General features: G+C 60.2%; 19 protein-coding genes. 15 read left to right on the forward strand and 4 right to left on the reverse strand.

Going from position 1 to position 22113, the window contains the following annotated elements; translation table 11 throughout:
• Position 1 precedes the first annotated feature (1 nt).
• The 12 genes from GV001_RS08345 to rfbD all read left to right on the forward strand — a co-directional run bounded on the left by GV001_RS08345 (position 2) and on the right by rfbD (position 12229).
• Positions 2-976 (forward strand): GDP-L-fucose synthase, encoded by a 975-nt coding sequence (locus tag GV001_RS08345; RefSeq protein WP_160079173.1) that lies wholly within the window; start codon positions 2-4, stop codon positions 974-976.
• 49 nt (positions 977-1025) lie between these two features.
• Entirely contained in the window at positions 1026-1856 is an 831-nt protein-coding gene (locus GV001_RS08350; protein WP_160079174.1) for a glycosyltransferase, read from the forward strand.
• Between the two features lie 57 nt (positions 1857-1913).
• Positions 1914-2789 (forward strand): glycosyltransferase family 2 protein, encoded by an 876-nt coding sequence (locus tag GV001_RS08355; protein WP_160079175.1) that lies wholly within the window; start codon positions 1914-1916, stop codon positions 2787-2789.
• Positions 2770-3546, forward strand: a complete 777-nt coding sequence (locus tag GV001_RS08360; RefSeq protein WP_218582999.1) for a glycosyltransferase family 2 protein — start codon at positions 2770-2772, stop codon at positions 3544-3546. Before GV001_RS08355 ends, GV001_RS08360 begins: the two co-directional genes overlap by 20 nt.
• A 69-nt stretch (positions 3547-3615) precedes the next feature.
• Positions 3616-4389 carry a glycosyltransferase family 2 protein gene (locus GV001_RS08365; protein WP_160079176.1) on the forward strand — a complete coding sequence of 258 codons (774 nt, stop codon included), beginning with the start codon at positions 3616-3618 and terminating at the stop codon, positions 4387-4389.
• Positions 4382-5338: an SDR family oxidoreductase gene (locus GV001_RS08370; RefSeq protein WP_160079177.1), complete on the forward strand. Its 957-nt coding sequence runs from the start codon at positions 4382-4384 to the stop codon at positions 5336-5338. Before GV001_RS08365 ends, GV001_RS08370 begins: the two co-directional genes overlap by 8 nt.
• Positions 5338-6348 (forward strand): glycosyltransferase family 4 protein, encoded by a 1011-nt coding sequence (locus GV001_RS08375; RefSeq protein WP_160079178.1) that lies wholly within the window; start codon positions 5338-5340, stop codon positions 6346-6348. Before GV001_RS08370 ends, GV001_RS08375 begins: the two co-directional genes overlap by 1 nt.
• 233 nt (positions 6349-6581) lie before the next feature.
• Complete coding sequence (locus tag GV001_RS08380; protein ID WP_160083248.1) at positions 6582-8564, forward strand: nucleoside-diphosphate sugar epimerase/dehydratase; 1983 nt, start codon at positions 6582-6584, stop codon at positions 8562-8564.
• A gap of 288 nt (positions 8565-8852) precedes the next feature.
• The gene (gene rfbB, locus GV001_RS08385; RefSeq protein ID WP_160083250.1) at positions 8853-9929 is read left to right on the forward strand and encodes a dTDP-glucose 4,6-dehydratase; all 1077 of its coding nucleotides are present in this window, start codon (positions 8853-8855) and stop codon (positions 9927-9929) included.
• Positions 9926-10804 carry a glucose-1-phosphate thymidylyltransferase RfbA gene (rfbA, locus tag GV001_RS08390; protein WP_160079179.1) on the forward strand — a complete coding sequence of 293 codons (879 nt, stop codon included), beginning with the start codon at positions 9926-9928 and terminating at the stop codon, positions 10802-10804. Before rfbB ends, rfbA begins: the two co-directional genes overlap by 4 nt.
• Positions 10801-11343, forward strand: coding sequence for a dTDP-4-dehydrorhamnose 3,5-epimerase (rfbC, locus tag GV001_RS08395; RefSeq protein ID WP_160079180.1), 543 nt, complete (start codon positions 10801-10803; stop codon positions 11341-11343). The genes rfbA and rfbC overlap by 4 nt, the downstream gene beginning before the upstream one ends.
• Before the next feature lies 1 nt (position 11344).
• Entirely contained in the window at positions 11345-12229 is an 885-nt protein-coding gene (gene rfbD / locus GV001_RS08400) for a dTDP-4-dehydrorhamnose reductase (RefSeq protein ID WP_160079181.1), read from the forward strand.
• Positions 12230-12475: 246 nt separating this feature from the next.
• Here the strand turns inward: rfbD and GV001_RS08405 are convergent, their stop codons facing one another.
• Both GV001_RS08405 and GV001_RS08410 read right to left on the reverse strand, forming a co-directional pair.
• Positions 12476-14650 carry a hypothetical protein gene (locus tag GV001_RS08405; RefSeq protein WP_160079182.1) on the reverse strand — a complete coding sequence of 725 codons (2175 nt, stop codon included), beginning with the start codon at positions 14648-14650 and terminating at the stop codon, positions 12476-12478.
• A gap of 146 nt (positions 14651-14796) precedes the next feature.
• Positions 14797-16425: a GGDEF domain-containing protein gene (locus GV001_RS08410; protein WP_160079183.1), complete on the reverse strand. Its 1629-nt coding sequence runs from the start codon at positions 16423-16425 to the stop codon at positions 14797-14799.
• Positions 16426-16764: 339 nt separating this feature from the next.
• Between GV001_RS08410 and GV001_RS08415 the strand changes: the two genes are divergently transcribed.
• From GV001_RS08415 to GV001_RS08425, 3 genes are all read left to right on the forward strand, one after another.
• The gene (locus tag GV001_RS08415; RefSeq protein ID WP_256664887.1) at positions 16765-17937 is read left to right on the forward strand and encodes a CynX/NimT family MFS transporter; all 1173 of its coding nucleotides are present in this window, start codon (positions 16765-16767) and stop codon (positions 17935-17937) included.
• A gap of 219 nt (positions 17938-18156) precedes the next feature.
• Positions 18157-18585: a hypothetical protein gene (locus tag GV001_RS08420; RefSeq protein WP_160079184.1), complete on the forward strand. Its 429-nt coding sequence runs from the start codon at positions 18157-18159 to the stop codon at positions 18583-18585.
• Positions 18586-18632: 47 nt separating this feature from the next.
• Positions 18633-18965 (forward strand): YnfA family protein, encoded by a 333-nt coding sequence (locus tag GV001_RS08425; protein WP_160079185.1) that lies wholly within the window; start codon positions 18633-18635, stop codon positions 18963-18965.
• A 35-nt stretch (positions 18966-19000) separates the two neighbouring features.
• On the opposite strand, the gene GV001_RS08430 is transcribed toward GV001_RS08425, so the two are convergent.
• A complete protein-coding gene (locus GV001_RS08430; RefSeq protein WP_160079186.1) occupies positions 19001-19237 on the reverse strand; it encodes a YheU family protein in 237 nt (78 codons plus the stop codon).
• A 99-nt stretch (positions 19238-19336) separates the two neighbouring features.
• A complete protein-coding gene (locus tag GV001_RS08435; protein ID WP_160079187.1) occupies positions 19337-22105 on the reverse strand; it encodes a hybrid sensor histidine kinase/response regulator in 2769 nt (922 codons plus the stop codon).
• Positions 22106-22113: the final 8 nt, after the last annotated feature.

The following is a 22113-nucleotide window of genomic DNA, read 5'->3' on the forward strand; positions in this document are numbered from 1 at the left end:
CATGGTGCGTGATTTGACCCAATCCATCTTCGTCGTGGGCCATCGTGGCATGGTGGGCTCTGCAATCGTGCGACGCCTCGAATCGCTGGGCTATAGCAATATCCTTACTGCTGGCCGCGAAGAGTTGAATTTACTCAATCAGGCTGCTGTGCAGGCATTTTTCCAAGCCAATCGTATTGATCAGGTTTATCTGGCAGCGGCCAAAGTAGGGGGGATTCATGCTAACAATTTTTTCCCGGCCGATTTCATTTATGAAAACTTGGTCATCGAAGCGAATGTGATTCACGCGGCCCATGTTAATGGAGTGCAGAGATTGTTGTTTCTAGGCTCGTCCTGCATTTATCCAAAAATGGCTGAGCAGCCAATGCGTGAAGATGCATTGCTGACCGGTGTGCTCGAGGAAACTAACGAGCCTTATGCCGTTGCCAAGATAGCCGGTATAAAGTTGTGCGAGAGCTATAATCGCCAGTTTGGTCGTGACTATCGTAGTGTCATGCCAACAAATCTCTATGGGCCGCATGATAATTACCATCCGGAGAACAGTCACGTGATTCCGGCTCTTTTACGGCGCTTCCATGAGGCGGTAAAAAACGCCGATGAGCAGGTGACTATCTGGGGTAGCGGTAAGCCAATGCGTGAGTTCTTGCACGTGGATGATATGGCTGCGGCCAGTGTCTATGTCATGGAGTTGGACGGTAAAACCTATCTCGAAAATACCAGAGCCATGCTCTCGCATATTAATGTGGGAACCGGTGTCGATTGCACCATTCGTGAGCTTGCAGAAACCATCGCGAAGGTTACCGGCTACACCGGGGATTTAGTTTTCGATTCGTCTAAGCCGGACGGTTCGCCCCGCAAGTTGATGGACGTTTCTCGTTTGAATGCGCTTGGCTGGCATGCATCAATAAATCTAGAGACTGGTTTGCGCGACGCCTATACGTGGTATGTACAGCATGTGGGTGAGGCGAGAGGTTGATTTTCAACTCGTCGTTATTTTTTTTATGTGTGAGCGTGGTTGATTGGCTATGAATGAGATAGAACTTCCCAACATGGATTTAGATCGGCCAATCTCCAGCACCCTGTCTGTGCACAGACTTCCTTCTCACGAAGGACGTATTGCTGAAGGCGGAGTCCGTGTTAATGGCGGTCCCGCCAAGTCTGTGGCGATTACTGTAATTATTGTTGTATTTAACGGCGCCGAGGATATTAAGAATTCGGTTCGTCGGATTTCCGCGCTGCGCCGTAATGATCTTGAGCTGATTATTATAGATGGCGGCTCCAGAGACGGTACCATCGAGTTTTTGAAGGAGAGTGATAGTCTGATTGACTACTGGGTAAGTGAAAAGGATCGCGGTATTTACGATGCCATGAATAAAGGCTGGTCGTTAGCCAAGTTGAATTCCCATGTTATTTATATGGGTGTTGGCGATTATATGACTTCTTTGCCGGATACTCAGGTGTTGCAAAGTGACGTGATTTTTTATGGTGATGTGCTTCTCGGTGATTATCTTTTTAGATCGGGCTTGAGTTCAAGGCTTAAATTAGGAAATACACTGCATCACCAGGCTCTGCTAATACCCAAAAAACTGCACCCTACGCCGCCGTTTGATTTGGATTTCAAGGTATACGCGGATTATGACTTCAACCTCCGCTTGTACAAGCAGGGCTGCCAGTTCGCACGTTCTGACGCGTTGGAGGGCTATGCCTTGCCTGGCGGTGTCAGTGCAGCCATTAACATCACCGAGATGTCGGCAGTTGTCTGTAAAAACTATGGGTATGTGTGGGGCGGCATGTCGTTCCTGTACGGTGCGTTGCTAGCACTTAAATGTAAGCTGCGTGCAAGGCTGCGTGCATGAGACGGCAGTCGATAAAGGCTGCGGTCAAGTGTTTCTCGTCGCTCATTGGGGGCTGCTATGAGTTCTAATGTTTTTGCAGTTCTTGTTACCTATAATCCGATTTTTCCAAAACTCATTGCGCTGTTGCAGTCTTTGAGGGCTGCAGACGTTGTGTGTTGTGTCGTGGATAACAGCGCTGGCATTGATTTTTCAGCGGTATCAGGGCTATGTCATCTGGTTCTGCTTGGTGATAACAAGGGCATCGCAACGGCGCAGAATATCGGCATAGAAACTTGCCTTGCCCAAGGGGCTGAAAGGATCGTATTTTTTGATCAGGACAGTGTTATCTCCGAGCGTTTGATCGCGGAGTTGGTCGATGCGTTTAAGGACCCAGAAGTCAAAATATCCGCTCCGGTTTTTTTCAATGAAAGTCAGGGGTTTGAATATCCTTTGGTGGACGTACGTGCGTGCGGGACTGTACGTAAGCGCTCGGTAAATAGTTTCTCTGAGGCTATAGACGTATCGACAGTGATCTCCTCTGGAACGATGGTTGATGCCAGTGTTTTTTCTATAGTCGGTTGTATGGATGAGCGACTTTTTATTGATTATGTGGATACTGAGTGGTGCCTAAGGTGTATGCGTGAGGGTATTTCCATAAGAGTCAATCCACGTGCCAGTATGCTCCACTCGATTGGCGATCAGTCATTGAGATTTCGTTTTTTTGTCGTTCCTGTACATAGCCCACTTCGGCGCTATTACCGCATTCGTAATTCATTGCTTCTACTTCGCTTGCGACATGTCCCTTTGCTGTATTCTCTTCGCGAGATAGCGCTCAATCACTTTCATCAGCTAGTTATTTTGCTGTTCCTTCGAGATAGATATCAGTATTTGCGCTATTGCGCGCTTGCTATTAGGGATGGAATTAAAGGCGTTAGTGGGAGAATTCACCAATGAGTGGATTGCTCTATTTGTCTTTCAAGCTACCCGCTGTCAAGGTGGAGATGTGATTTCCGTTTGTTTGACCACCTTCAATGGTGGCGCTTACATCGCAGCGCAGGTTGATAGTATTCTGCGCTCGGAAAAAGTCTGTGAGTTGCTGATCTCTGACGATGGCTCGACGGACAATACCTTGCAGGTGCTGGCCGCCATTAGCGATCCTCGTCTAACCGTGTTGGCGGGGCCGCAGAAGGGCTTGATCAAGAACTTCGAGTTCGTATTGCAGCAGGCCAGAGGTGAGTACATTTTTTTGTCGGACCAAGACGATATCTGGCTAGACAATAAAGTGGAGGTCACCCTACAAGCGCTTCAGCGCGCTGATCTGGTGGTGTCCGACTGTAAGGTTGTCGACGCCGAAGGCCATGTCGTCAGCGAGTCGTTTTATACCCTGCGCGGCTCTGGCCCAGGCTTTATCAAGAACCTCACCAAAAATTCTTTCTTGGGCTGCTGCATGGCGTTTCGGCGTGACGTCGCCGTTGCCGCATTGCCTTTTCCTCACGGCCTGCCGATGCACGATTGGTGGCTGGGGATGGTCGGAACGATGGTGGGGCGCGTCGAATTTGTTGATTTGCCACTGATGCACTATCGTCGCCACGGCGGGAACGCATCGGATACAGCGGGTAAATCGTCAGCCTCAAAAGTTACCCAGTTAGCGTGGCGTGTGTCTTTACTGATGTCACTGATTAAGCGGTACTTCGCGTTGAAGTTTCGCTAGGGCCGTTCAGTATTTTTATGCTCACCCGGGTCTGGTTAGTTTTGAGTACTGGGTTTTGGAGTGGTTGATTTGAAGGTTTCCATCATTACCGTTTGCTACAACAGTGGTGAAACTATTAGGGACGCGATTGAGTCTGTTATTGCTCAAGACTATGCGGACATAGAATATATTGTGGTGGACGGTGGTTCGACGGATAACACCTTGGCGATCATCGAGGAGTACCGTGATTCCATTAGTGTGCTGATCAGTGAACGTGATCGCGGTATTTATGATGCAATGAATAAAGGCGTTGCACGCGCTAAAGGCGATGTGGTGGGTCTGCTGAATTCGGATGACTTCTATGAATCCCGCCATGCGATCAGCGATGTTGTTGCGACTTTTGACAGCGCCCCCGCTGCCGATGTTGTATTCGGTGATGTTGTATTCGTTGCCGCTGATGATTTAACGCGTGTCACGCGTTATTACTCCTCTGAAAAATTCAGGCCATGGAAGCTTCGTTTCGGCTGGATGCCGCCGCATCCGGCGACCTTTGTTCGCAGTCAGGTCTATAAACGCTTTGGAGGTTACAGCCTCAACTATAAGATCTCCTCGGATTACGAAATTTTCGTCCGCTGGCTATTGGTCAATAAACTCAATTACTTACGCATGGATAAGGTACTGGTCCGGATGCGCGCGGGCGGTGCAAGTACGGCGGGAATAAAAAGCAGCATTCGCTTGAACACTGAAATTGTGCATGCCTGCCGCGAGAACGGTGTTTACACCAATATTTTTCTGGTGCTGCTGAAAATTCCGTTCAAACTTCTGGAGTTGTTGCGCAAGCCCAAGGCGTCTATCCATGTTTAAGGTTGTCGTTACAGGGGCGTCCGGCTTTGTGGGGCAAGCGGTAGTGAAGCTGTTGAGTGCCAAGCCCGGCATGAAGGTTTCAGCGTTTTCCCGCCAGACCAAGGCTGTCAAAGCGGCTATCGAGTTTGTTCAGGTTGGCGACTTCGCTACCAGCGATTTTTCCCATGGGTTGGCCGGTGTGGACTGCGTGATTCACGCGGCGGCGCGGGTGCATGTGATGAGCGATTCGGCGGCAAACCCGATTCTGGAGTACCGCTCGGTCAACGTGCACGGCACCCTGAGCCTCGCGCGCCAGGCGGCTGCCGCCGGGGTGAAGCGCTTTATCTTTCTCAGTTCCATCAAAGTCAACGGAGAGCAAACCCAGCCCGGCCATCCGTATACCGCTGATTCCGTCCCCATGCCGCGGGACGCTTACGGAATTTCCAAGCACGAGGCCGAGCAGGCGCTGTTGGCGCTTGCGGCGGAGACCGGTATGCAGGTGGTGATCATCCGCCCAGTGTTGGTTTACGGGCCCGGGGTAAAAGCCAATTTCCGCAGCATGATGAGCTGGCTGGCCAAAGGCATGCCGTTGCCGTTGGGTGCGATCGATAACAAGCGCAGTTTGGTGGCGCTGGAGAACCTGGTGGATTTGATCGTCACCTGTATCGACCACCCGGCTGCAGCCAATCAGACGTTTCTGGTGAGCGATGATGAGGATGTGTCCACCTCGGAGCTGCTGCGCCGTATGGCGCGCGCACTGGGTAAGCCTGCGCGATTGCTGCCGGTGCCCGCCTGGCTATTAACCGTTGCCGCGACAGCGCTGGGTAAGCGCGATGTCGCGCAGCGCCTATGTGGTTCCTTGCAGGTGGATATCAGCAAAACCAAAGCGCTGCTCAATTGGGTGCCAGTTATCTCGCTGGACACGGCCCTGCAGCAGACAGCCAACGACTTTCTAGAGCAACAAGACTGATGATTTTGTGGTGGCTTATTCCCGTTGCAGGGGCAGCTTCATTGCTGCTGACAGCGCTATTGCGCCGTTATGCGCTTACCCGCAGCCTGATGGATATTCCAAATGCACGTAGCTCCCATACGGTGCCGACCCCCCGTGGTGGTGGTGTAGCTATCGTTCTGACCTTTCTTCTGGCTTTGCCACTGTTGGCGTGGGTCGACGAAATCAGTTGGGGGCTGACCTGGGCCTTGCTCGGTGGTGGTGGCTGGGTGGCTGTGGTGGGCTTTCTCGATGACCACGGTCATATCGCTGCACGCTGGCGGTTGCTCGCGCACTTTGCCGGGGCAATCTGGGCCTTGTGCTGGCTGGGTGGCTTGCCACCGCTAAAAATGGCAGGTTTTATCCTCGACCTGGGCTGGTTCGGCCATATAGCGGTAGCGTTCTATCTGGTCTGGCTGCTGAATTTGTACAATTTTATGGACGGCATCGACGGCATTGCCGGCGTCGAGGCGGTGACTGTCTGTCTTGGTGGCGTGCTGCTTTATGCCTTGCTCGGCCAGTCCAATCTGGCTCTGCTGCCGCTTCTGTTGGCGGCTGCCTGCGCCGGCTTTCTGTATTGGAACTTCCCCCCGGCGAAGATTTTTATGGGGGATGCGGGCAGCGGCTTTCTCGGTCTGGTGTTGGGTATTTTGTCTTTGCAGGCAGCCTGGGCTGCGCCGCAGTTGTTGTGGGCCTGGCTGATTCTGTTGGCGGTGTTCATTGTCGATGCTACCTGGACATTGCTGCGCCGGTTGCTGCGTGGGGACAAGGTGTACGAGGCACACCGTAGCCACGCCTACCAATATGCTTCGCGCCGGCATGGTCGGCATTTACCGGTCACGTTGGCGGTGCTGGCGATAAACCTGGGTTGGCTTTTGCCTATGGCGCTTTTGGTTGCGATAGGCAGGTTAGATGGTTTGCTTGGTTTTGCTCTTGCGAGTGCTCCGTTAGTCTTCTTGGCAGTCAGGTACGACGCAGGGAAACAAGAGTAATTAATAAGGCTATGTTCCTCTTATGTGCGGTGCAGTGGCTGCTCGCTGTAGCCAGCTTGCTGGCGAAAACCGGCAACGGCAAAAACATCGCGAGCAAGCTCGCTCCTACAGGCTTTGCCTTATGGCCGATAGCTACGATTGCAACAGCTAACCGGTGCAGAGCCATTAATAATGCGGTTCGGAAGTGATCAAGGGCGGGAGTTAGCGTGGCGCGTACGAAGGGTAAAGAACACATTCTGCTGCGCGACCGCCTGGTAGGTCTGCGACGTCGCTACAAGCGCACCCTGCAAATCTGTTCGGATGTGGTGCTGGTCTGGCTGGCACTGTGGCTGGCCTTCATCGTGCGCTTGGGTATTGATCGATCGATCAATCCCTTTGGGGATTATGCCTGGTTGTTTCTGATCGCCCCGGTTATCGCTATTCCGATCTTTATTCGCCTGGGCATGTATCGCGCCGTCATGCGTTATTTTGGCAATGAAGCGCTGATTGCGATTTTCAAGGCGGTGTCGTTGTCGTCGTTGGTGCTGGGCTTGTACATCTACTTGTACCGCGCCGACGTGATTGTGCCGCGCTCGCTGGTATTCAATTACTGGTGGCTCAGCTTGCTTATGCTCGGCGGCCTGCGCCTGTTCATGCGCCAATATTTTCTCGGCGATTGGCTGCTGGCCGGTCAACACGTGCCCTTTCTGCGCAATGAGGACAACCTGCCCAAAGTAGCCATCTATGGCGGTGGTTCTGCCGGTAACCAGCTCGTGGCGGCTTTGCGCATGGGTAAAGGCATGCGCCCGGTGGCCTTTGTCGATGACGACGAGGGTATCGCCAATCGTGTGATCGCGGGCTTGAAGGTGTATGCCGCGCGGGATATCCCGCTGATGATCGAGGAGACCGGCGCGCAAGAAGTGCTGTTGGCGATTCCGTCGGCGTCGCGTTCTCGCCGCCGCGAAATCTTGTCGGCACTTGAGGCCTATCCGCTGCATGTGCGCACAGTGCCAGGCTTTATGGATCTGGCCAGTGGCCGGGTCAGTGTCAGCGATTTGCAGGAAGTCGATATCGTAGACCTGCTCGGGCGTGATGCAGTGCCGCCGCGTAAAGAACTGTTCGAGCGTTGTATTCGCGACCAGGTGGTTATGGTGACTGGCGCAGGCGGGTCGATTGGTTCGGAGCTGTGCCGGCAGATCCTGGCTTCTGGCGCCACTACCCTGGTGTTGTTCGAGCACAGTGAGTTCAATCTGTATGACATTCAGACTGAGCTTGAACAGCGTATTTCCCGGGATTCGCTGCCGATTCGGCTGGTCGGCATTTTGGGCAGTATCCGTAATAGCGAACGGCTGCTCGATGTAATGCGAACCTGGAAGGTGCAGACGGTTTACCACGCTGCGGCATACAAGCATGTGCCCATCGTCGAGCACAATATCGCCGAGGGCGTGCTCAACAATGTGCTGGGCACCCTGCAAACCGCTCAGGCTGCGATAAAGGCGGGCGTACATAACTTCGTGCTGATCTCCACGGATAAGGCGGTCAGGCCGACCAACGTGATGGGCAGCACCAAGCGTCTGGCGGAGATGGTGCTGCAGGCGCTTGCTCGCGAGTCGGCGCCAGTGTTGATGAACGATGGGGCTGGCGTACCGCAAGTCAGCCAGACGCGCTTTACCATGGTTCGTTTCGGAAATGTGCTGGGCTCGTCCGGTTCGGTCATTCCGCTGTTCCGTGAGCAGATCAAGCGCGGCGGGCCGGTGACGGTCACGCACCCCAACATCACCCGTTACTTCATGACCATTCCTGAGGCCGCGCAACTGGTGATCCAGGCGGGCTCGATGGGGCAGGGGGGGGACGTGTTCGTGCTGGACATGGGGCAGCCTGTGCGGATCGTCGAGTTGGCGGAAAAGATGATCCACCTGTCCGGTCTTAGCCTGCGTAATGACGAGTCGCCCAACGGCGATATATCCATCGAGTTCACTGGCCTGCGGCCCGGCGAAAAGCTGTATGAAGAATTACTGATTGGCGAGAACGTCAGCCCGACCGACCATCCGATGATCATGCGGGCCAATGAGGAATATTTGTCGTGGGAGGCGTTGAAGGTCGCCTTGAACGAGCTGCTTTCGGCTGTGGGGCACGATGATTACGACAAGGTGCGTCAGCTATTGCGTAAAATGGTCAATGGCTACAGCCCGGAAGGCGAGATAGTTGATTGGTTGCATGTGCAGCACCGTACTTAAAAAGGGCTCTGTACCTGTTAGCTGTTGCGATCGTAGCTAACGGCGATAGCGCAAAGCCTGTAGGAGCGAGCTTGCTCGCGATGTTTTTGCCGTTGCCGGTTTTCGCCAGCAAGCTGGCTCCTACAGCGAGCAGCCTCTGTGCACAACACATAACCGAGACATCGCCTTAAAAATTGCCGTTACCGCTGAGTCATGTGTGCGCTGGCTCAGAGAGCGTCTGAATTCCCGTCTTTGCGGGAGCGGCGGTTAATGGTTATTTCAGAGTTTCTTTTGCTGGGTAAGAAAGATATGGGTTTACGCATTTTGCTAACAGGCGGTGCCGGCTTCATTGGTTCCGCCGTGATCCGGCACCTGATCGAGAATACGGATCATGTGGTCGCCAACCTCGACAAGCTGACCTATGCCGGCAACCTGGAGTCGCTGGCTTCGGTGTCCGACTCGCCGCGCTATCGCTTCTACCAGGTCGATATCTGCGATGCGCCTGCGCTGGATGCGGTGCTGGCTGAGTTCAAGCCAACGGCGGTGATGCACCTGGCCGCCGAGTCGCATGTGGATCGCTCCATCGACGGGCCTGCCGACTTCATCCAGACCAATATCGTCGGTACCTACACCCTGCTCGAGTCCGTGCGCCGCTACTGGAATGGTCTTGCGGAAGAAAGCAGAGCGACATTCCGCTTCCATCACATCTCTACCGACGAGGTGTATGGCGATCTGGAAGGCACCGAGGACCTGTTTACCGAAACCACGCCCTATGCACCCAGCTCTCCCTATTCGGCGTCCAAGGCCAGTTCGGATCATCTGGTGCGTGCCTGGCAGCGGACTTATGGCCTGCCGGTGCTGGTGACCAACTGCTCGAACAACTATGGGCCTTACCATTTCCCGGAGAAGCTGATCCCGCATGTGATCCTCAACGCGCTGGCCGGCAAGCCGCTGCCGGTGTATGGCGACGGTTCGCAGATCCGCGACTGGCTGTATGTCGAGGATCACGCGCGCGCCCTGGTCGAGGTGCTGTGCAAGGGGCAAGTGGGGGAGACTTACAACATCGGTGGGCACAACGAGAAGCGCAATCTGGAGGTGGTGGAAACTATCTGCGATCTGCTCGATGAGTTGGTGCCTTTGGCTGGGGATCGCCAGCAAGCTGGCTCCTACAGGGAGTTGATTACATTTGTGAAGGATCGTCCGGGGCATGACCGGCGTTATGCCATCGATGCGTCGAAGATCGCGCGCGAGCTGGGTTGGGTGCCGCAGGAGTCGTTTGACAGCGGTATTCGCAAGACCGTGCAGTGGTACCTGGATAACCGCGGCTGGTGGCAGCGCGTGCTGAGTGGCGATTACCGACTGGGGCGTCTGGGAGAGCATGCATGAAAGGCATCATTCTTGCGGGCGGCTCCGGCACTCGCCTGCACCCCATCACCCGGGGCGTGTCCAAGCAGCTGCTGCCCATCTACGACAAGCCGATGATCTATTACCCCTTGTCGGTGTTGATGCTGGCCGGTATTCGCGAGGTGTTGATCATCTCCACGCCGGAGGATTTGCCCAACTTCCGCAAGCTGCTGGGTGACGGCAGCGATTTTGGCATTGAGCTGAGCTACGCCGAGCAGCCGTCTCCCGATGGCCTGGCTCAGGCCTTCCTGATTGGCGAGTCGTTCATTGGTGACAGCGATGTCTGCCTGATCCTCGGCGACAACATCTTCTATGGCTACGGCTTCAGCGCCATGCTACGCGAGGCGGCCGGGCGTGGGCGCGGTGCCACGGTTTTCGGTTATCACGTGAGCGATCCGGAGCGTTTCGGCGTCGTGGAGTTCGATGCGGCGGGCAAGGCGATTTCCATTGAGGAAAAGCCGGTCAAGCCTAAGTCCAACTATGCGGTAACCGGCCTGTACTTCTATGACAACTCGGTGGTCGAGATCGCCAAGCAGGTCAAGCCTTCCGCGCGGGGCGAGCTGGAAATTACCGATGTGAACAACGCCTACCTCGAGCGCGGCGAGCTGCATGTCAGCTTGCTCGGGCGCGGGTTTGCCTGGCTGGATACCGGTACCCATGACTCGCTGATGGAAGCGAGCCACTTCGTGCATACCATCGAGGCTCGTCAGGGGCTCAAGGTGGCATGCCTGGAGGAAATCGCCTATCACCAGGGCTGGCTGACTGCGGAGCAACTGGCGGTCCAGGCGAAGGCGCTGAGCAAGACCGGCTATGGTCAGTATCTGCAGCGCCTGCTGGAGCAGGAGGCTGCCCGGTGAAGGTGATAGAAACGCAGCTGGCCGGCGTGCTGATCATCGAGCCTAAGGTGTTCGGTGATCATCGCGGCTTTTTCCTCGAGACCTTTCAGGTCGAACGCTACCGGGATGCGGGCATCGGCCTGCCGTTCGTGCAGGACAACCATTCCCGTTCGCAGCGCGGCGTGCTGCGCGGCCTGCATTTCCAGCGCACCCGGCCGCAGGGCAAGCTGGTCAGCGTCAGCCGCGGTGCGGTGTATGACGTGGCCGTGGACATCAACCCCGACTCGCCGACCTGCGGGCAGTATGTCGGTGTCGAGCTGAACGACGAGAACCATCGCCAGCTCTGGGTGCCGCCGGGTTATGCCCATGGCTTCTGTGTGCTGAGCGAGGTGGCGGACTTCCAGTACAAGTGCACCGACCTGTACTTCCCCGCGGATGAGGGTGGTTTGCTCTGGAACGATCCGGAAGTGGCCATCCCCTGGCCTCTGGATGCTCCGCAGTTGTCGACGAAGGATCAGGTTAATCCGACGCTTCGCCAGTTGTTGGGGCGCGAGGGCTGATATGCGGGTACTCATTACCGGGGCGCACGGCCAGGTCGGTCACGAGCTGATGCGCTGCGCCCCCGCAGGTTTCGAGCTTGTCGGGCTGGGCTCGGCCGAGCTGGACATCGCCAATGCCGGCCAGGTGGCCGAGGTGGTTGCCCGGGTGCAGCCGCAGTTGATCATCAATGCCGCCGCCTACACCGCCGTGGACAAGGCCGAGAGCGATGCTGCGCGTGCTTTTGCAGTCAACCGCGATGGTGTCGCCCATCTGGCTTGCGCGGCCGAGCGCTTGGCCATCCCGCTCCTGCATATCTCAACGGATTATGTGTTTGCCGGTGATGCCGCCAAACCCTACCGCGAGAGCGATCCCACTGGCCCCACCGGCGTGTATGGCGCCAGCAAGCTCGCTGGTGAGCAGGCATTGGCTGAGCAGTGCTCGCGCTATCTGATTTTGCGTACCAGCTGGGTGTTTGGTGCGCATGGCAATAACTTCGCGAAGACCATGCTGCGCTTGGGGCGCGAGCGCGACAGCCTGGCGGTAGTGGCGGATCAGCACGGCGGACCGACCGCTGCGCTTGCCATCGCGAAGATGCTCTGGCGCCTGGCCGAGCGTTATCGCAGCAATGGCACTTTGCCCTGGGGTGTCTATCACTACAGCGGGGCGCCGGCCTGCAGCTGGCATGAGTTTGCCGAAGCGATCTTCCAGCAGGCTCTGGAACAGGGGTTGCTGCCGCGTGTGCCGTCGATGCAGGGCATTACCACGGCCGATTACCCGACGCCGGCCCGGCGTCCGGCCTGGTCGGTGCTGGACGGCTCCAGGCTGTTGAATACTTTTGGCATCGAGCAGCCGGATTGGCGTGCTGATTTGCGCGAGGTTCTGCGTGAGCTGGCGAGTGTCGGATGAGTCTCTTCGGTAGTGTGCAGCAATGAGAGGCGATGTCCTTGTGATGTGTTGCAGGGGCGCATGCGTGAGTAGCTTGGCGTTGAGCATGGCGAAGCCCAACAGGCCGGGGCCTGGATCATTGGGCTTCGCCGCGCCGCTCCTCAACCCAACCTGCGGTGTATCACTCTTGCAATACGTAACGCGTACATAACCAACGAAAAGGGCCTGCAATTGCAGGCCCTTTTCGTTGGTGCGGCAGTTGGCCGGTCAGGCCTTGCCGCTGTAGTCGTTGAGCGAGATGACCCGGGTCTTGCCGACGCGGTGGCGGTAGATCTCGCGTAGGTACTTGATGGCCTTCTTCACGCTGTCGCGGGACAGGCGGATGTCATTGATCGAGACGAACTTGTCCGCATCGTGGATCAGCTCGCGGTACTTCTTCTCGTACATCGGTTTGATCGCGTACCAGTTGGTGTCGAGGATCTTCGCCGGATTCTCGTACTCGTTGAGCATGGCCTCGATCAGTTCCTCGTCGAACTCCTCGGAGACGATGAAGTCGAGCATGGCGTTGTCCAGGCTGTCGTCGTAGCGGTACTGGTCGCGGGCGAAGCAGCGCTTGATGAAGGCCACGATCAGGGTCAGGAAGTCGTCCGACAGGCACGGGCTCTTGACGATCAAGGTGGTCAGCGACAGGTTGGCCGAGGCGCCGATGACCAGGGCGTAGCGCTTCAGGGTGGTGTTGGGGAACAGGCTGTTGAGGTGGCTCTTCAGGCGGTTGAGGTCCATGTAGGACAGTTTGTAGTCCTTGGGCAGGGAGACGATGGACACCACCGAGGAACAGTTCTTGAAAAAGTGCAGGTCGCTCAGCGCGCTGGCGTCGAAGCCGCCTTTCTTGTACTGCTCCAGCGCCGCGCGGTAGCGCTTGGACTCGATCGGCAGCAGGCTGATGCCTTCGATGGCCTGGGTCGCCTTGTTGAAGTGCGGCAGGTCGATGGAGCGGAAGAACAGGTCGTCGATATTGAGCTTGGGTTGCTCCTTCTCGAACACCTTGAACTTGTCCGTGGGCGCTGGCGGCGCCTGTTCGGCCACCACCGACTCGGCGTAGGCTACGGCCACCGGGCCGGCCAGGCTCATGAACAGGTCGTTGGCATCCAGGCGGATGGTCTCGCCGATGTCGATGCCGGCGCGGCGGAAGTAGTTCTGGTCGTAGTCGGTGGTCACCGCCTGGGCGGTGAGGATGTTGAAGATCTGCTGCGAGATGTACTGGTTGGCGTGGCGCTCCATGGCGTTCACGTCGATGTTCTGGATATTGCCGCCGTCGCTTTCCTCGGCGTAGCGCATGATGTCGTTGGAGATCAGCATCATCGCGTTCCACGGGCGGATGCGGCGCATCACGCTCTCTTCGCCGGTCTCCTCGTTGTCGAAGTTGTAGGAGAAGTCCCACTCCTCGGCGAGGTACTTGCACAGCAGGCGGCCGGCGTTGATATGCAGGGCTTCGGACATCTCGATGCGCTGGTCGGAGATGTTCGGCAGGATGCAGATGCCGCTGGTGAAGATCGGCTCGAAGACGAAGGAGTGGTCGCGGTTCTCGTCGCTGCCTTCCTCGGTCTTGGTCTCGAAGGTCTTGCTCATGTAGGCGAACTGCTGGGCCAGGCCAAACTCCGAGGCCATGCCCGAGCCGGTGCCGCCGCCGGCGCTGAAGATGTAGAAGTACAGGCGCGACTGGTTGGCCTTGATCCCGCAGGAGTCGATTAGGTAGCTGTGGATGAACTTCCAGTCGGCATTGGTGAAGCGCTGGGTGTCCTTGTTGAGGATGATCTTGGCCAGGTACTGGCCGAGGATCGGCGCGTTGCCGGCGCCGCCGGCATGCACCTCGGACAGGTCCATGATCTTCATCTTGCTGTAGTCGCTGAGGAAGCCGCTCTTCTCGGTCTTGCGCGAGAAGCGGATGCGCCCCTCGATGTCCTTGTCCAGGTCGCCGAGCATCACCAGTGGCTCGATGAGGAATACCGGCTTGGCCGCGCGGCTGGGCGACAGGCGCAGGTTGCTGCGGATCCAGCTGGTCGGGCGCTGTTCGTTGGCCGGCCTTTCCTGGTTGCTGAATTCGTTGAGGTAGAACTTGCGCGCGTTGTACACCAGGGACGCGACGTCCAGGGCGATGTTGGAGCCGCAACGGCCGAGGCCGATCAGGCATACGGAAGGGAAGTGCTGGCTGGTGCGCGCATCGCTGCCGTCGTCGCTGAGCACCTTGGGGAAGACCCGCTCGCGCAGGCCGTCGAGGTTTTCCAGGATGCGCTCGATGTCGCGCTCGGTGAAGTACATGTACGGCTCGCCATTGCCGGCGGGGCTGAGGAGTGTCCGCGGCGGCGTTACGGCTTCAGGGCTTTCGGCTAGGACGGGGCGCGCTTCGGAAACGGTGGACACTGCGTCTTTTTTTGTTTTCATCATCGACATCCGGCGTGTGGGGCGGCGTTTCGGGGAGGCTTGGTGGCTAAATGCCTTCTTCTTGCATGGCTCTGCACTATATACAGCGAATGGGCATTGTTCGAGCCGGCGACGGCGTGGTTTGCGGAACTTCTTGGCTTTTTCGCTCAGGTTTCTACCCGATTGCGTCCAAGTTGCTTGGCCCGGTACAGCGCGGTGTCGGCATGGCGTACCAGGTCGCGGAGCAGTTCGCCGGGTTGCAGCTGGGCGATGCCGAAGCTGGCGCTGATCGGCTGCCGATCGAGCAGCGGGCTTGTGCTGATCAGTTCGCGCAGTTTCTCGGCCAGCTGGCGGGCCTGCTGCCTGTCGGTATGCGGCATGAGGATGAGAAATTCCTCGCCGCCCCAGCGGCACAGGCTGTCCGAGTCGCGCAGGTGCTCGCGGACCCTATCGGCCAGGCGGCACAGCACCTGATCGCCGATTTCGTGGCCGTGCCGGTCGTTGATCTCCTTGAAGTGGTCGATGTCGAAGAACACCAGCGACAGCGGGTAGCCGTAGCGTTCGGCCCGGCCGACTTCCTGCTGCGCCACTTCCTCGAACTTTAGGCGGTTCCACAGCCCGGTCAGGCGGTCGGTATTGGCCAGGCGCTCCAGTGTCGCGTTGCTGGTGAGCAGTTGCTGCTCGGTGTCCTGGCGGCGGTTGATCTCGCGCTGCAGGGCGCGCGACAGGGCTGCGAAGCGCAAGGCCACGGTGCCCATCAGCAGGATGACCAGCAGGGCGATGGCGCCGCCCAGGTAGAACATGCGGTTGTCCTGCTCGAGGTGTTCGCTGTAGAGAAACCCGTCCAGGTCGACCGGGCCGGGGGCCATGCCCAGTTGCACGTAGCTGTTGGCGATGGCGTCCCAGCGCCCGGGGTTCATGTGCCCGAGCTGCACCAGGTCGGACATGATCAGCTTGCGCAGGGCGTCGGCCTCGAAGCGCAGGTGCTCCAGGCTCTTGCCGGGGGCATAGCGGCGGTGGATCAGCTGGAGGCTTTCTTCCTGGTGGTCCAGGGCATATTGCCAGCCCTTGAGGCTGGCCTGGACGAACGCTGCGACCCGCTGCGGCCGTTCCCTGAGCAGCCGCTCGCTGGTCACCAGTACATCGTTGTAGAAGTTCACCCCGTATTCGCGCGGGTTGATCAGGCGGTAGTCGACGCCGCGCTGGGCCAGCCAGTAGGTCTCGTTGGAGATGTAGCCGTCGTAGGCGTCGGTGCGCCCGTCGATCAGGTCCTGCGGGTCGAAGCTGGTCGGCTGGATATTCAGCTGGCCCATGTCGATGCCTTCGCGGCGCAGGGTGATCAGCAGCTCGGCGCTCTCCGGCGCGGGCATCAGCATCAGGCGCTTGCCGGCCAGGTCCGCGGGCGTGCGGATGCCTGAGTCGGCGCGCACTATCCACACGATGGGCGAGGTCTGCATGATCGCCGCCAGTGCCACCACCGGTTTGCCGGCCATGCGCTCGATCACCACGCCGCTGTTGCTGATGGCGAAATCGCTGCGTCCGGAGAGGATGGCATCCACCGGCTTGAGGGCCTGCGGGCCGCCCTCGAGGATTTCCACATCCAGCCCGGCATCGCGGTAATAGCCTTTTTCCAGGGCCATGTAGTAGCCGGCAAACTGGAACTGGTGCAGCCAGCGCAGTTGCAGGCGCAGCCTGTCGCCTGCCGTGGCGCCGCCGCTGCCCAGGCAGATCAGCAGCAGGAGCAGTAGCCATTGCCGGGCGTTGCGGCGCGGGAGGTGAGACGGGCGATATGGCACGGCGGACCCTGAGCTGGCACTGTGCTTTCACTCTAGCGGTTTTCCGACCAGGCGGGGAAACGCGGGGCGGGCTTTTGGATGGCTATGTCCCCGTCATGCGTTGTGCGCAGGGGCTGCCCGCTGTAGGAGCCAGCTTGCTGGCGAAAACCGGCAACGGCAGAAGCATCGCGAGCAAGCTCGCTCCTACAGGCTTTGTGGCTGCCAGAGTAGCTAACAGGTACAGAGTCTTTTTGATTGTCTGCCTGGTCAAGTTTTTTGCCGGGCAGGCTTGTCCGCGCGGCGGCGGGCGGAGTAGGGTGGGCGGTCCGGCCTTCTGGCTGCCGTGCGTTTGGATCTGCTGTGAAACCTGTTTCTCGGGCCGTGCTGATGCTGGCCTTGCTGCTGGCGGCGATCAACCTGCGCCCCGGCATCACCTCCCTGGCGCCGCTGATCGAGCGGATCGCCGCCGAACTGTCCCTGAGCCGCGGGCTGATCAGCCTGACCACGGCCTTGCCGGTGCTGTGCATGGGCTTGCTGGCGCCCCTGGCGCCGCGTTTTGCCACGCGCATCGGCCTGGAACGCACCATCACCGCCTGCCTGGCCCTGATCTGCCTGGCCCTGCTGCTGCGCCTGGCCGGGCAGCACGGCGCGCTGCTGATCGGCAGCGCCGTGCTGATGGGCACCGGCATTGCGCTGACCGGGCCGCTGCTGTCCGGCTTCATCAAGCGCCATTTCGTCGGGCACATCGGCCGCGTGGTGGGCTGGTATTCCTTCGGCATGGCCATCGGTGGCGCCGGCGGCGCGGTCCTGAGCATCCCGCTGACCCGCGCCCTGGGCGATGACTGGACCGCCGGGCTGGCGGCCTGGTCGCTGCCGGCGCTGGTCGCCGTGCTGCTCTGGGCGCGCCTGCCCAATTGCAGGGAAACCGCCGCCGCGGGCGATGGCACCGGGCTGCCCTGGCGCGAGCCGCGGGCGTGGCTGGTCACCGGCTTCTTCGCCATCCAGGCGGGGATGTTCTACAGCATGGCCACCTGGCTGGTGGCGCGCTATCACGAGGCCGGTTTCAGCCTGCCGTACAGCAATGGCCTGTTCAGTACCTTCATGCTGGTCGGCCTGCCCAGCGCCTGGCTGCTGCCCTGGCTGGCCCAGCGCTTCGGCATTCGCCAGCCGCTGCTGGTGGGCTGCGGCCTAGTGATGACCCTCAGCCTGGGCATGGTCACTTTCCTGCCGCAGCAGTTGCCGGAGCTCTGGGCCATGCTCATGGGCCTGGCGCTGAGCGGTTCGTTCGCCCTGTCGCTGGTGCTGCCGCTGTACGAGGTGCACACGCCGCTGGCGGTCAGCCGCTGGACCGCGATGATGCTCTGCGCCGGCTACTGCATGGCCTGCCTGGCGCCGATCCTGGTGGGGCTGGGGCGCGACATGGGCGGCGACTACCGGCTGCCGTTCATGGTCCTGACCGCACTGGGTGTGCTGATGAGCCTGATCGCCTGGTGCCTGCGTACTCCCAGGGCCGGAGGGGATCGGCAGAGTTAGAAGCTGTTTGCGATCTTTTCCAGGCACTACCAACGAAGGCGTTGGGCCCACTGACTGCAGAACCGGGCAGCTCTGCGTGGGCACCAGAGGCCTGTACGTGGTTTTGTGGTGCGCACGGCGCACCCTGCGAGGGATGGTAAACAGGTTCTTGGGCACTGGTTCCTTTGCAGCGGCAAGGCCCTGTGATAGAAGGCAGCCTGCATTTCTTGGAGTACCCGCGTGGAGCCCGAATCCATCGTCTATGGCTGCATCCGTGACTGGCCGTCCGGCGAGCGCGAGCAGCGCCTGCTGCGGCGCGGCATCAACCGCCGGGTGCTGGAGCAATTGCCCCAGGGCGATGCCTGGCCGTTTCTTGGCCGCGAGATGTTCTCCTTCTGCGGCAACGAGGGCGAGGGCCTGTACCAGACCCAGGTGATCCACTTCGGCGCCAGCTACCGGGCCATCGAGTACGAGTGGAGCCTGTGGGTGCAGGAGTTCGAGGCGCTGCTCAAGCGCCTGTACTGGGCCAGCGCGGTGGTCCATCTGGAAACCGAGCTGAACGGCCTGCACACCTTCCGCTGGGAGTCCGAGAGCGGCTTCCACAGCCCGCAGGAGGATGACCTGCGCATGCGCTGCGTGTGGGAGCGCGAGGGCTGTCTGCGCGGCTGAGTGGCGCCGGCTGGCGTAATCCCAGTCATTATCGAAGAGGTCGCCGAATGCTCAATTACCTGTGGTTCCTGCTCGCCGCGCTATTCGAGATCGCCGGCTGCTACGCCTTCTGGATGTGGCTGCGGCTGGGCAAGAGCGCCTGGTGGCTGGCGCCGGCGCTGCTCAGCCTGTGCCTGTTCGCCGTGCTGCTGACCCGCGTCGAGGCCACCTATGCCGGGCGCGCCTACGCCGCTTATGGCGGGGTCTATATCGTCGCCTCGCTGTTCTGGCTGGCGGCGGTCGAGCGCACCCGGCCCTTGACCAGCGACTGGCTGGGGGCGGGCCTGTGCCTGCTCGGCGCGGCGATCATCCTGCTCGGGCCGCGCCTGGGCTGGCGCTAAGCGCCGGTCACGGTTCGCCGTAGGGTGGCAGGTGCTCAGTCTTGCTCCTGCAGCCACTCGCGTGGCACCTGCTCCTTGAGCAGCAGCTGGCACTGCTGGCTTTCCGGGTCGAAGACGATCAGCGCCTGGCCCTTGAGCAGGGCCTTGCGCGCCCGTTCGACGCGGGTCGCCAGGGGCGTTTCGTCGCCGTTGTCGGTGCCTTCGCGGCTGACGAAATCCTCCAGCAGGCGGGTCAGGGTCTCGGCTTCGAGCAGGTCGTGGGGGATCAGCATGGCGGGTTCTCGTTGGCGGGCGGCCATTCTAGGGGCTGTTGCGGTTTGTCGCGAACCGCGTTGCCGCGCCATTCTGCCGGATTCGCTTGCCGCTAGCGCTTACTGGCCAACCCTTGAGCCCTGCTGCTGGGGCTGGTCGAGCAGGTAGCGATCCAGGGTGCTGTAGAGCAGCTGGCAGTCCAGCGGCTTGCCGAGGAAGTCGTTCATGCCGGAGCGGGCGCCGTGTTCGCGGTGCTCGTCGAGGATATGCGCGGTCAGGGCAATGATCGGCACGGCCGGCAGGCGGCGGCTGTGCTCCAGCTGGCGGATCTGCCGGGTGGCGTCGAAGCCGTCCAGCTCGGGCATCTCGCAGTCCATCAGGATCAGCTGGATCGCGGCCGGGTCGCGCTGGTACTCGGCCACCGCGGCCAGGCCGTTGCCGACCAGGCGCACGCAGTAGCCGCGCTTCTTCAGGAAGCCCTGTACCACCAGCTGGTTCACCGCATTGTCCTCGGCGACCAGGATGCACGGCGTGGCGCCGCCGGCACCGTGCGGCTCGGTGAGGGCCGGGCGGGGTGCGCTGCGCCGTTCGCTGTACAGCTCCAGCAGGGTGCTGCGCAGGCTGGTGAGGGCCACCGGTAGCGGCAGGTTGAGCAGGCGCAGGCCGTGCTGCTGCGGCAATTGCGGCTGTTGCTGCGGCGGGTGCAGGAGCAGGATGCGCTGGCCGGGCTCCAGGCTCGGGCCGATGCTGTCCAGCCAGTGACCGATGCTGCCCGGCCAGGGCGTCATCAGCACCAGCAGCGGCGGGCTCCTGAAGTCGTCCAGGTAGTCCGCCAGGCGTTGCGGGTCCTGGCAGCGCTCGGTGCGCATGCCCCAACGCCCGAGCAGGTGGCCGAGGGCTTCCAGGCCGAGGCCGTCCAGCGAGCAGAGCAGGGCGCTGCGGCCGTTGAGCAGGGCGGCCAGCTCGTCGGGCTGCTCACTCACCGCCTGCAGCGGGATATCGAAGGCGAAGCGGCTGCCCTGGCCCGGGGTGCTCTGCACCTCGATGCGCCCGTGCATCATCTCCACCAGTTCCTTGCTGATCACCAGGCCCAGGCCGCTGCCGCCGTAGCGCCGGGTGGTGCTGGAGTCGCCCTGTGCGAAGGACTTGAACAGCTGGCCGAGGCTGTCGGCGCGGATGCCGATGCCGCTGTCGCGGATGGCGAAGAGCAGGTGCGCCTGGCCCCGGCTGTCGCTGCGGAGGCAGATGTGCAGGGCCACGTGGCCCTCCTGGGTGAACTTCAGGGCGTTGCTCAGCAGGTTCATCAGTACCTGCTTGAGGCGCATCGGGTCGCCCTTGATGCGCCGGGGCACGCCGCGCTCCAGGCTGACGTAGAGGCGCAGGCGCTTCTCCAGGGCCTGGCTGGTGAACAGGCTGAGGGTGTCGGACACCAGCTGTTCGAGGTCGAACTCGATCTCCTCCAGACTGAGCTTGCCGGACTCGATGCGGGCGTAGTCGAGGATGTCGTTGATCACCGTCATCAGCGAGCTGCCGGAGCTGCTGATGGTGTCCACGTAGAAGCGCTGGTTGCGGTCCAGGCTGGTTTCGCGCAGCAGCTGCAGCATGCCCAGCACGCCGTTCAGCGGGGTGCGAATCTCGTGGCTCATCTTGGCCAGGAAGCGGCTCTTGGCCAGGTTCTCGAGCGCCGCCTGCTCGGCGGCCTGGCGCGAGCGGTAGCCTTCCTCCTTGAGCAGGTTGATGCGGTCGGCCAGGCCGATGGACAGGGTCAGCAGCTCGATGGTCACCCCGACCTTGACCACCGCCGAGCCGTAGATGCCGAACAGCTCCACCCCCAGCGAGCCGCTGGTGACCAGCATGAAGGCGACCAGCAGCACGCTCCAGGCCAGCACGTAGTAGGAGCCATGGCGGATGCCCCGGCGCCAGGCATACATCCCGGTCAGCAGCAGCAGCAGCGAGACCACCAGCACGACGAGGCTGGCGAGGATGTTCCAGGCCTGCAGGCCGATCAGCGGCGCCGACAGCAGGCCGCCGAGGACCGCCAGCATGAGCAGGCGCAGGCCGCGGTCCAGGCGCGGGAAGTGCAGACGGGTGTGCAGGAAGTGCCGGCTGAACTGGGTGGCGCTCAGGCAGTGCAGGTACATCAGGATGTAGATGCTCACCGACTGCAGGGCCACGTGGTCGGGCAGCAGCTTGAACAGCATGCCGTCGAAGCAGGCGGCGAACAGGCCGACGTTGACGTTGTAGATCAGGTACCAGAAATAGGCGCGCTCGCGCAGCGAGATGAACAGGAACAGGTTGTAGATGAACATGGCAAACAGCACGCCGTAGAAGGCGCCGTTGATGCCCATGAGGTTTTCCTGGGCCGCCGCGCTGGCCCCGTAGGTGCTGAAGAACAGCGGCACGAACAGGGTGCTGGTGCTTTCCACGCGCAGCAGCAGGGTGTTGCTGCCGTGCGCCAGCTGCAGGGGGAACCAGAAGTGGCGAACCTGCACCGGGCGCTGGGCGAAGGCGAAGCTGTCGCCGCTCTGCTGGTGCTGCAGGTTGCCGTCGGCGTCCTGCAGGTAGACGTCGATGCGGTCGAGCAGGGCGTAGTTGACTTCCAGGTAGCCGGAGAGCGGTTGCGGGCGGCTGTTGACCAGGCGCAGCCTGAACCACCACACCGAGGCATTCTTGCCGAGGTTGGCGTGGTCGCCGTCGATGCCCTGGAAGGCGCTGTCCGGCAGTTGCTGCACCTGGGCGGGGCTGAGACTGCCGTCGCGGTCTTCGTGGTAGCCCATGTAGGGCGCCAGCGACAGGCGCAGCTCGTCCCGGTCCAGGGGCGCCGGGGCGAGGGCCCAGAGGGGGCTGGCGAGGCACAACAGGAGCACGGCCAGACAGAAGCGAGGCATCCGCGAAC

It is taken from the genome of Pseudomonas sp. 8AS, assembly GCF_902506505.1.
Classification (GTDB): domain Bacteria; phylum Pseudomonadota; class Gammaproteobacteria; order Pseudomonadales; family Pseudomonadaceae; genus Aquipseudomonas.

Coding starts and splice junctions, on each gene's coding strand:
- GV001_RS08345 (WP_160079173.1), top strand. CDS start 2: ATGGTGCGTGATTTGACCCAATCCATCTTCGTCGTGGGCCATCGTGGC.
- GV001_RS08350 (WP_160079174.1), top strand. CDS start 1,026: ATGAATGAGATAGAACTTCCCAACATGGATTTAGATCGGCCAATCTCC.
- GV001_RS08355 (WP_160079175.1), top strand. CDS start 1,914: ATGAGTTCTAATGTTTTTGCAGTTCTTGTTACCTATAATCCGATTTTT.
- GV001_RS08370 (WP_160079177.1), top strand. CDS start 4,382: ATGTTTAAGGTTGTCGTTACAGGGGCGTCCGGCTTTGTGGGGCAAGCG.
- GV001_RS08375 (WP_160079178.1), top strand. CDS start 5,338: ATGATTTTGTGGTGGCTTATTCCCGTTGCAGGGGCAGCTTCATTGCTG.
- rfbB (WP_160083250.1), top strand. CDS start 8,853: ATGGGTTTACGCATTTTGCTAACAGGCGGTGCCGGCTTCATTGGTTCC.
- rfbA (WP_160079179.1), top strand. CDS start 9,926: ATGAAAGGCATCATTCTTGCGGGCGGCTCCGGCACTCGCCTGCACCCC.
- rfbD (WP_160079181.1), top strand. CDS start 11,345: ATGCGGGTACTCATTACCGGGGCGCACGGCCAGGTCGGTCACGAGCTG.
- GV001_RS08405 (WP_160079182.1), bottom strand. CDS start 14,650: ATGAAAACAAAAAAAGACGCAGTGTCCACCGTTTCCGAAGCGCGCCCC.
- GV001_RS08425 (WP_160079185.1), top strand. CDS start 18,633: ATGCTCAATTACCTGTGGTTCCTGCTCGCCGCGCTATTCGAGATCGCC.
- GV001_RS08430 (WP_160079186.1), bottom strand. CDS start 19,237: ATGCTGATCCCCCACGACCTGCTCGAAGCCGAGACCCTGACCCGCCTG.
- GV001_RS08435 (WP_160079187.1), bottom strand. CDS start 22,105: ATGCCTCGCTTCTGTCTGGCCGTGCTCCTGTTGTGCCTCGCCAGCCCC.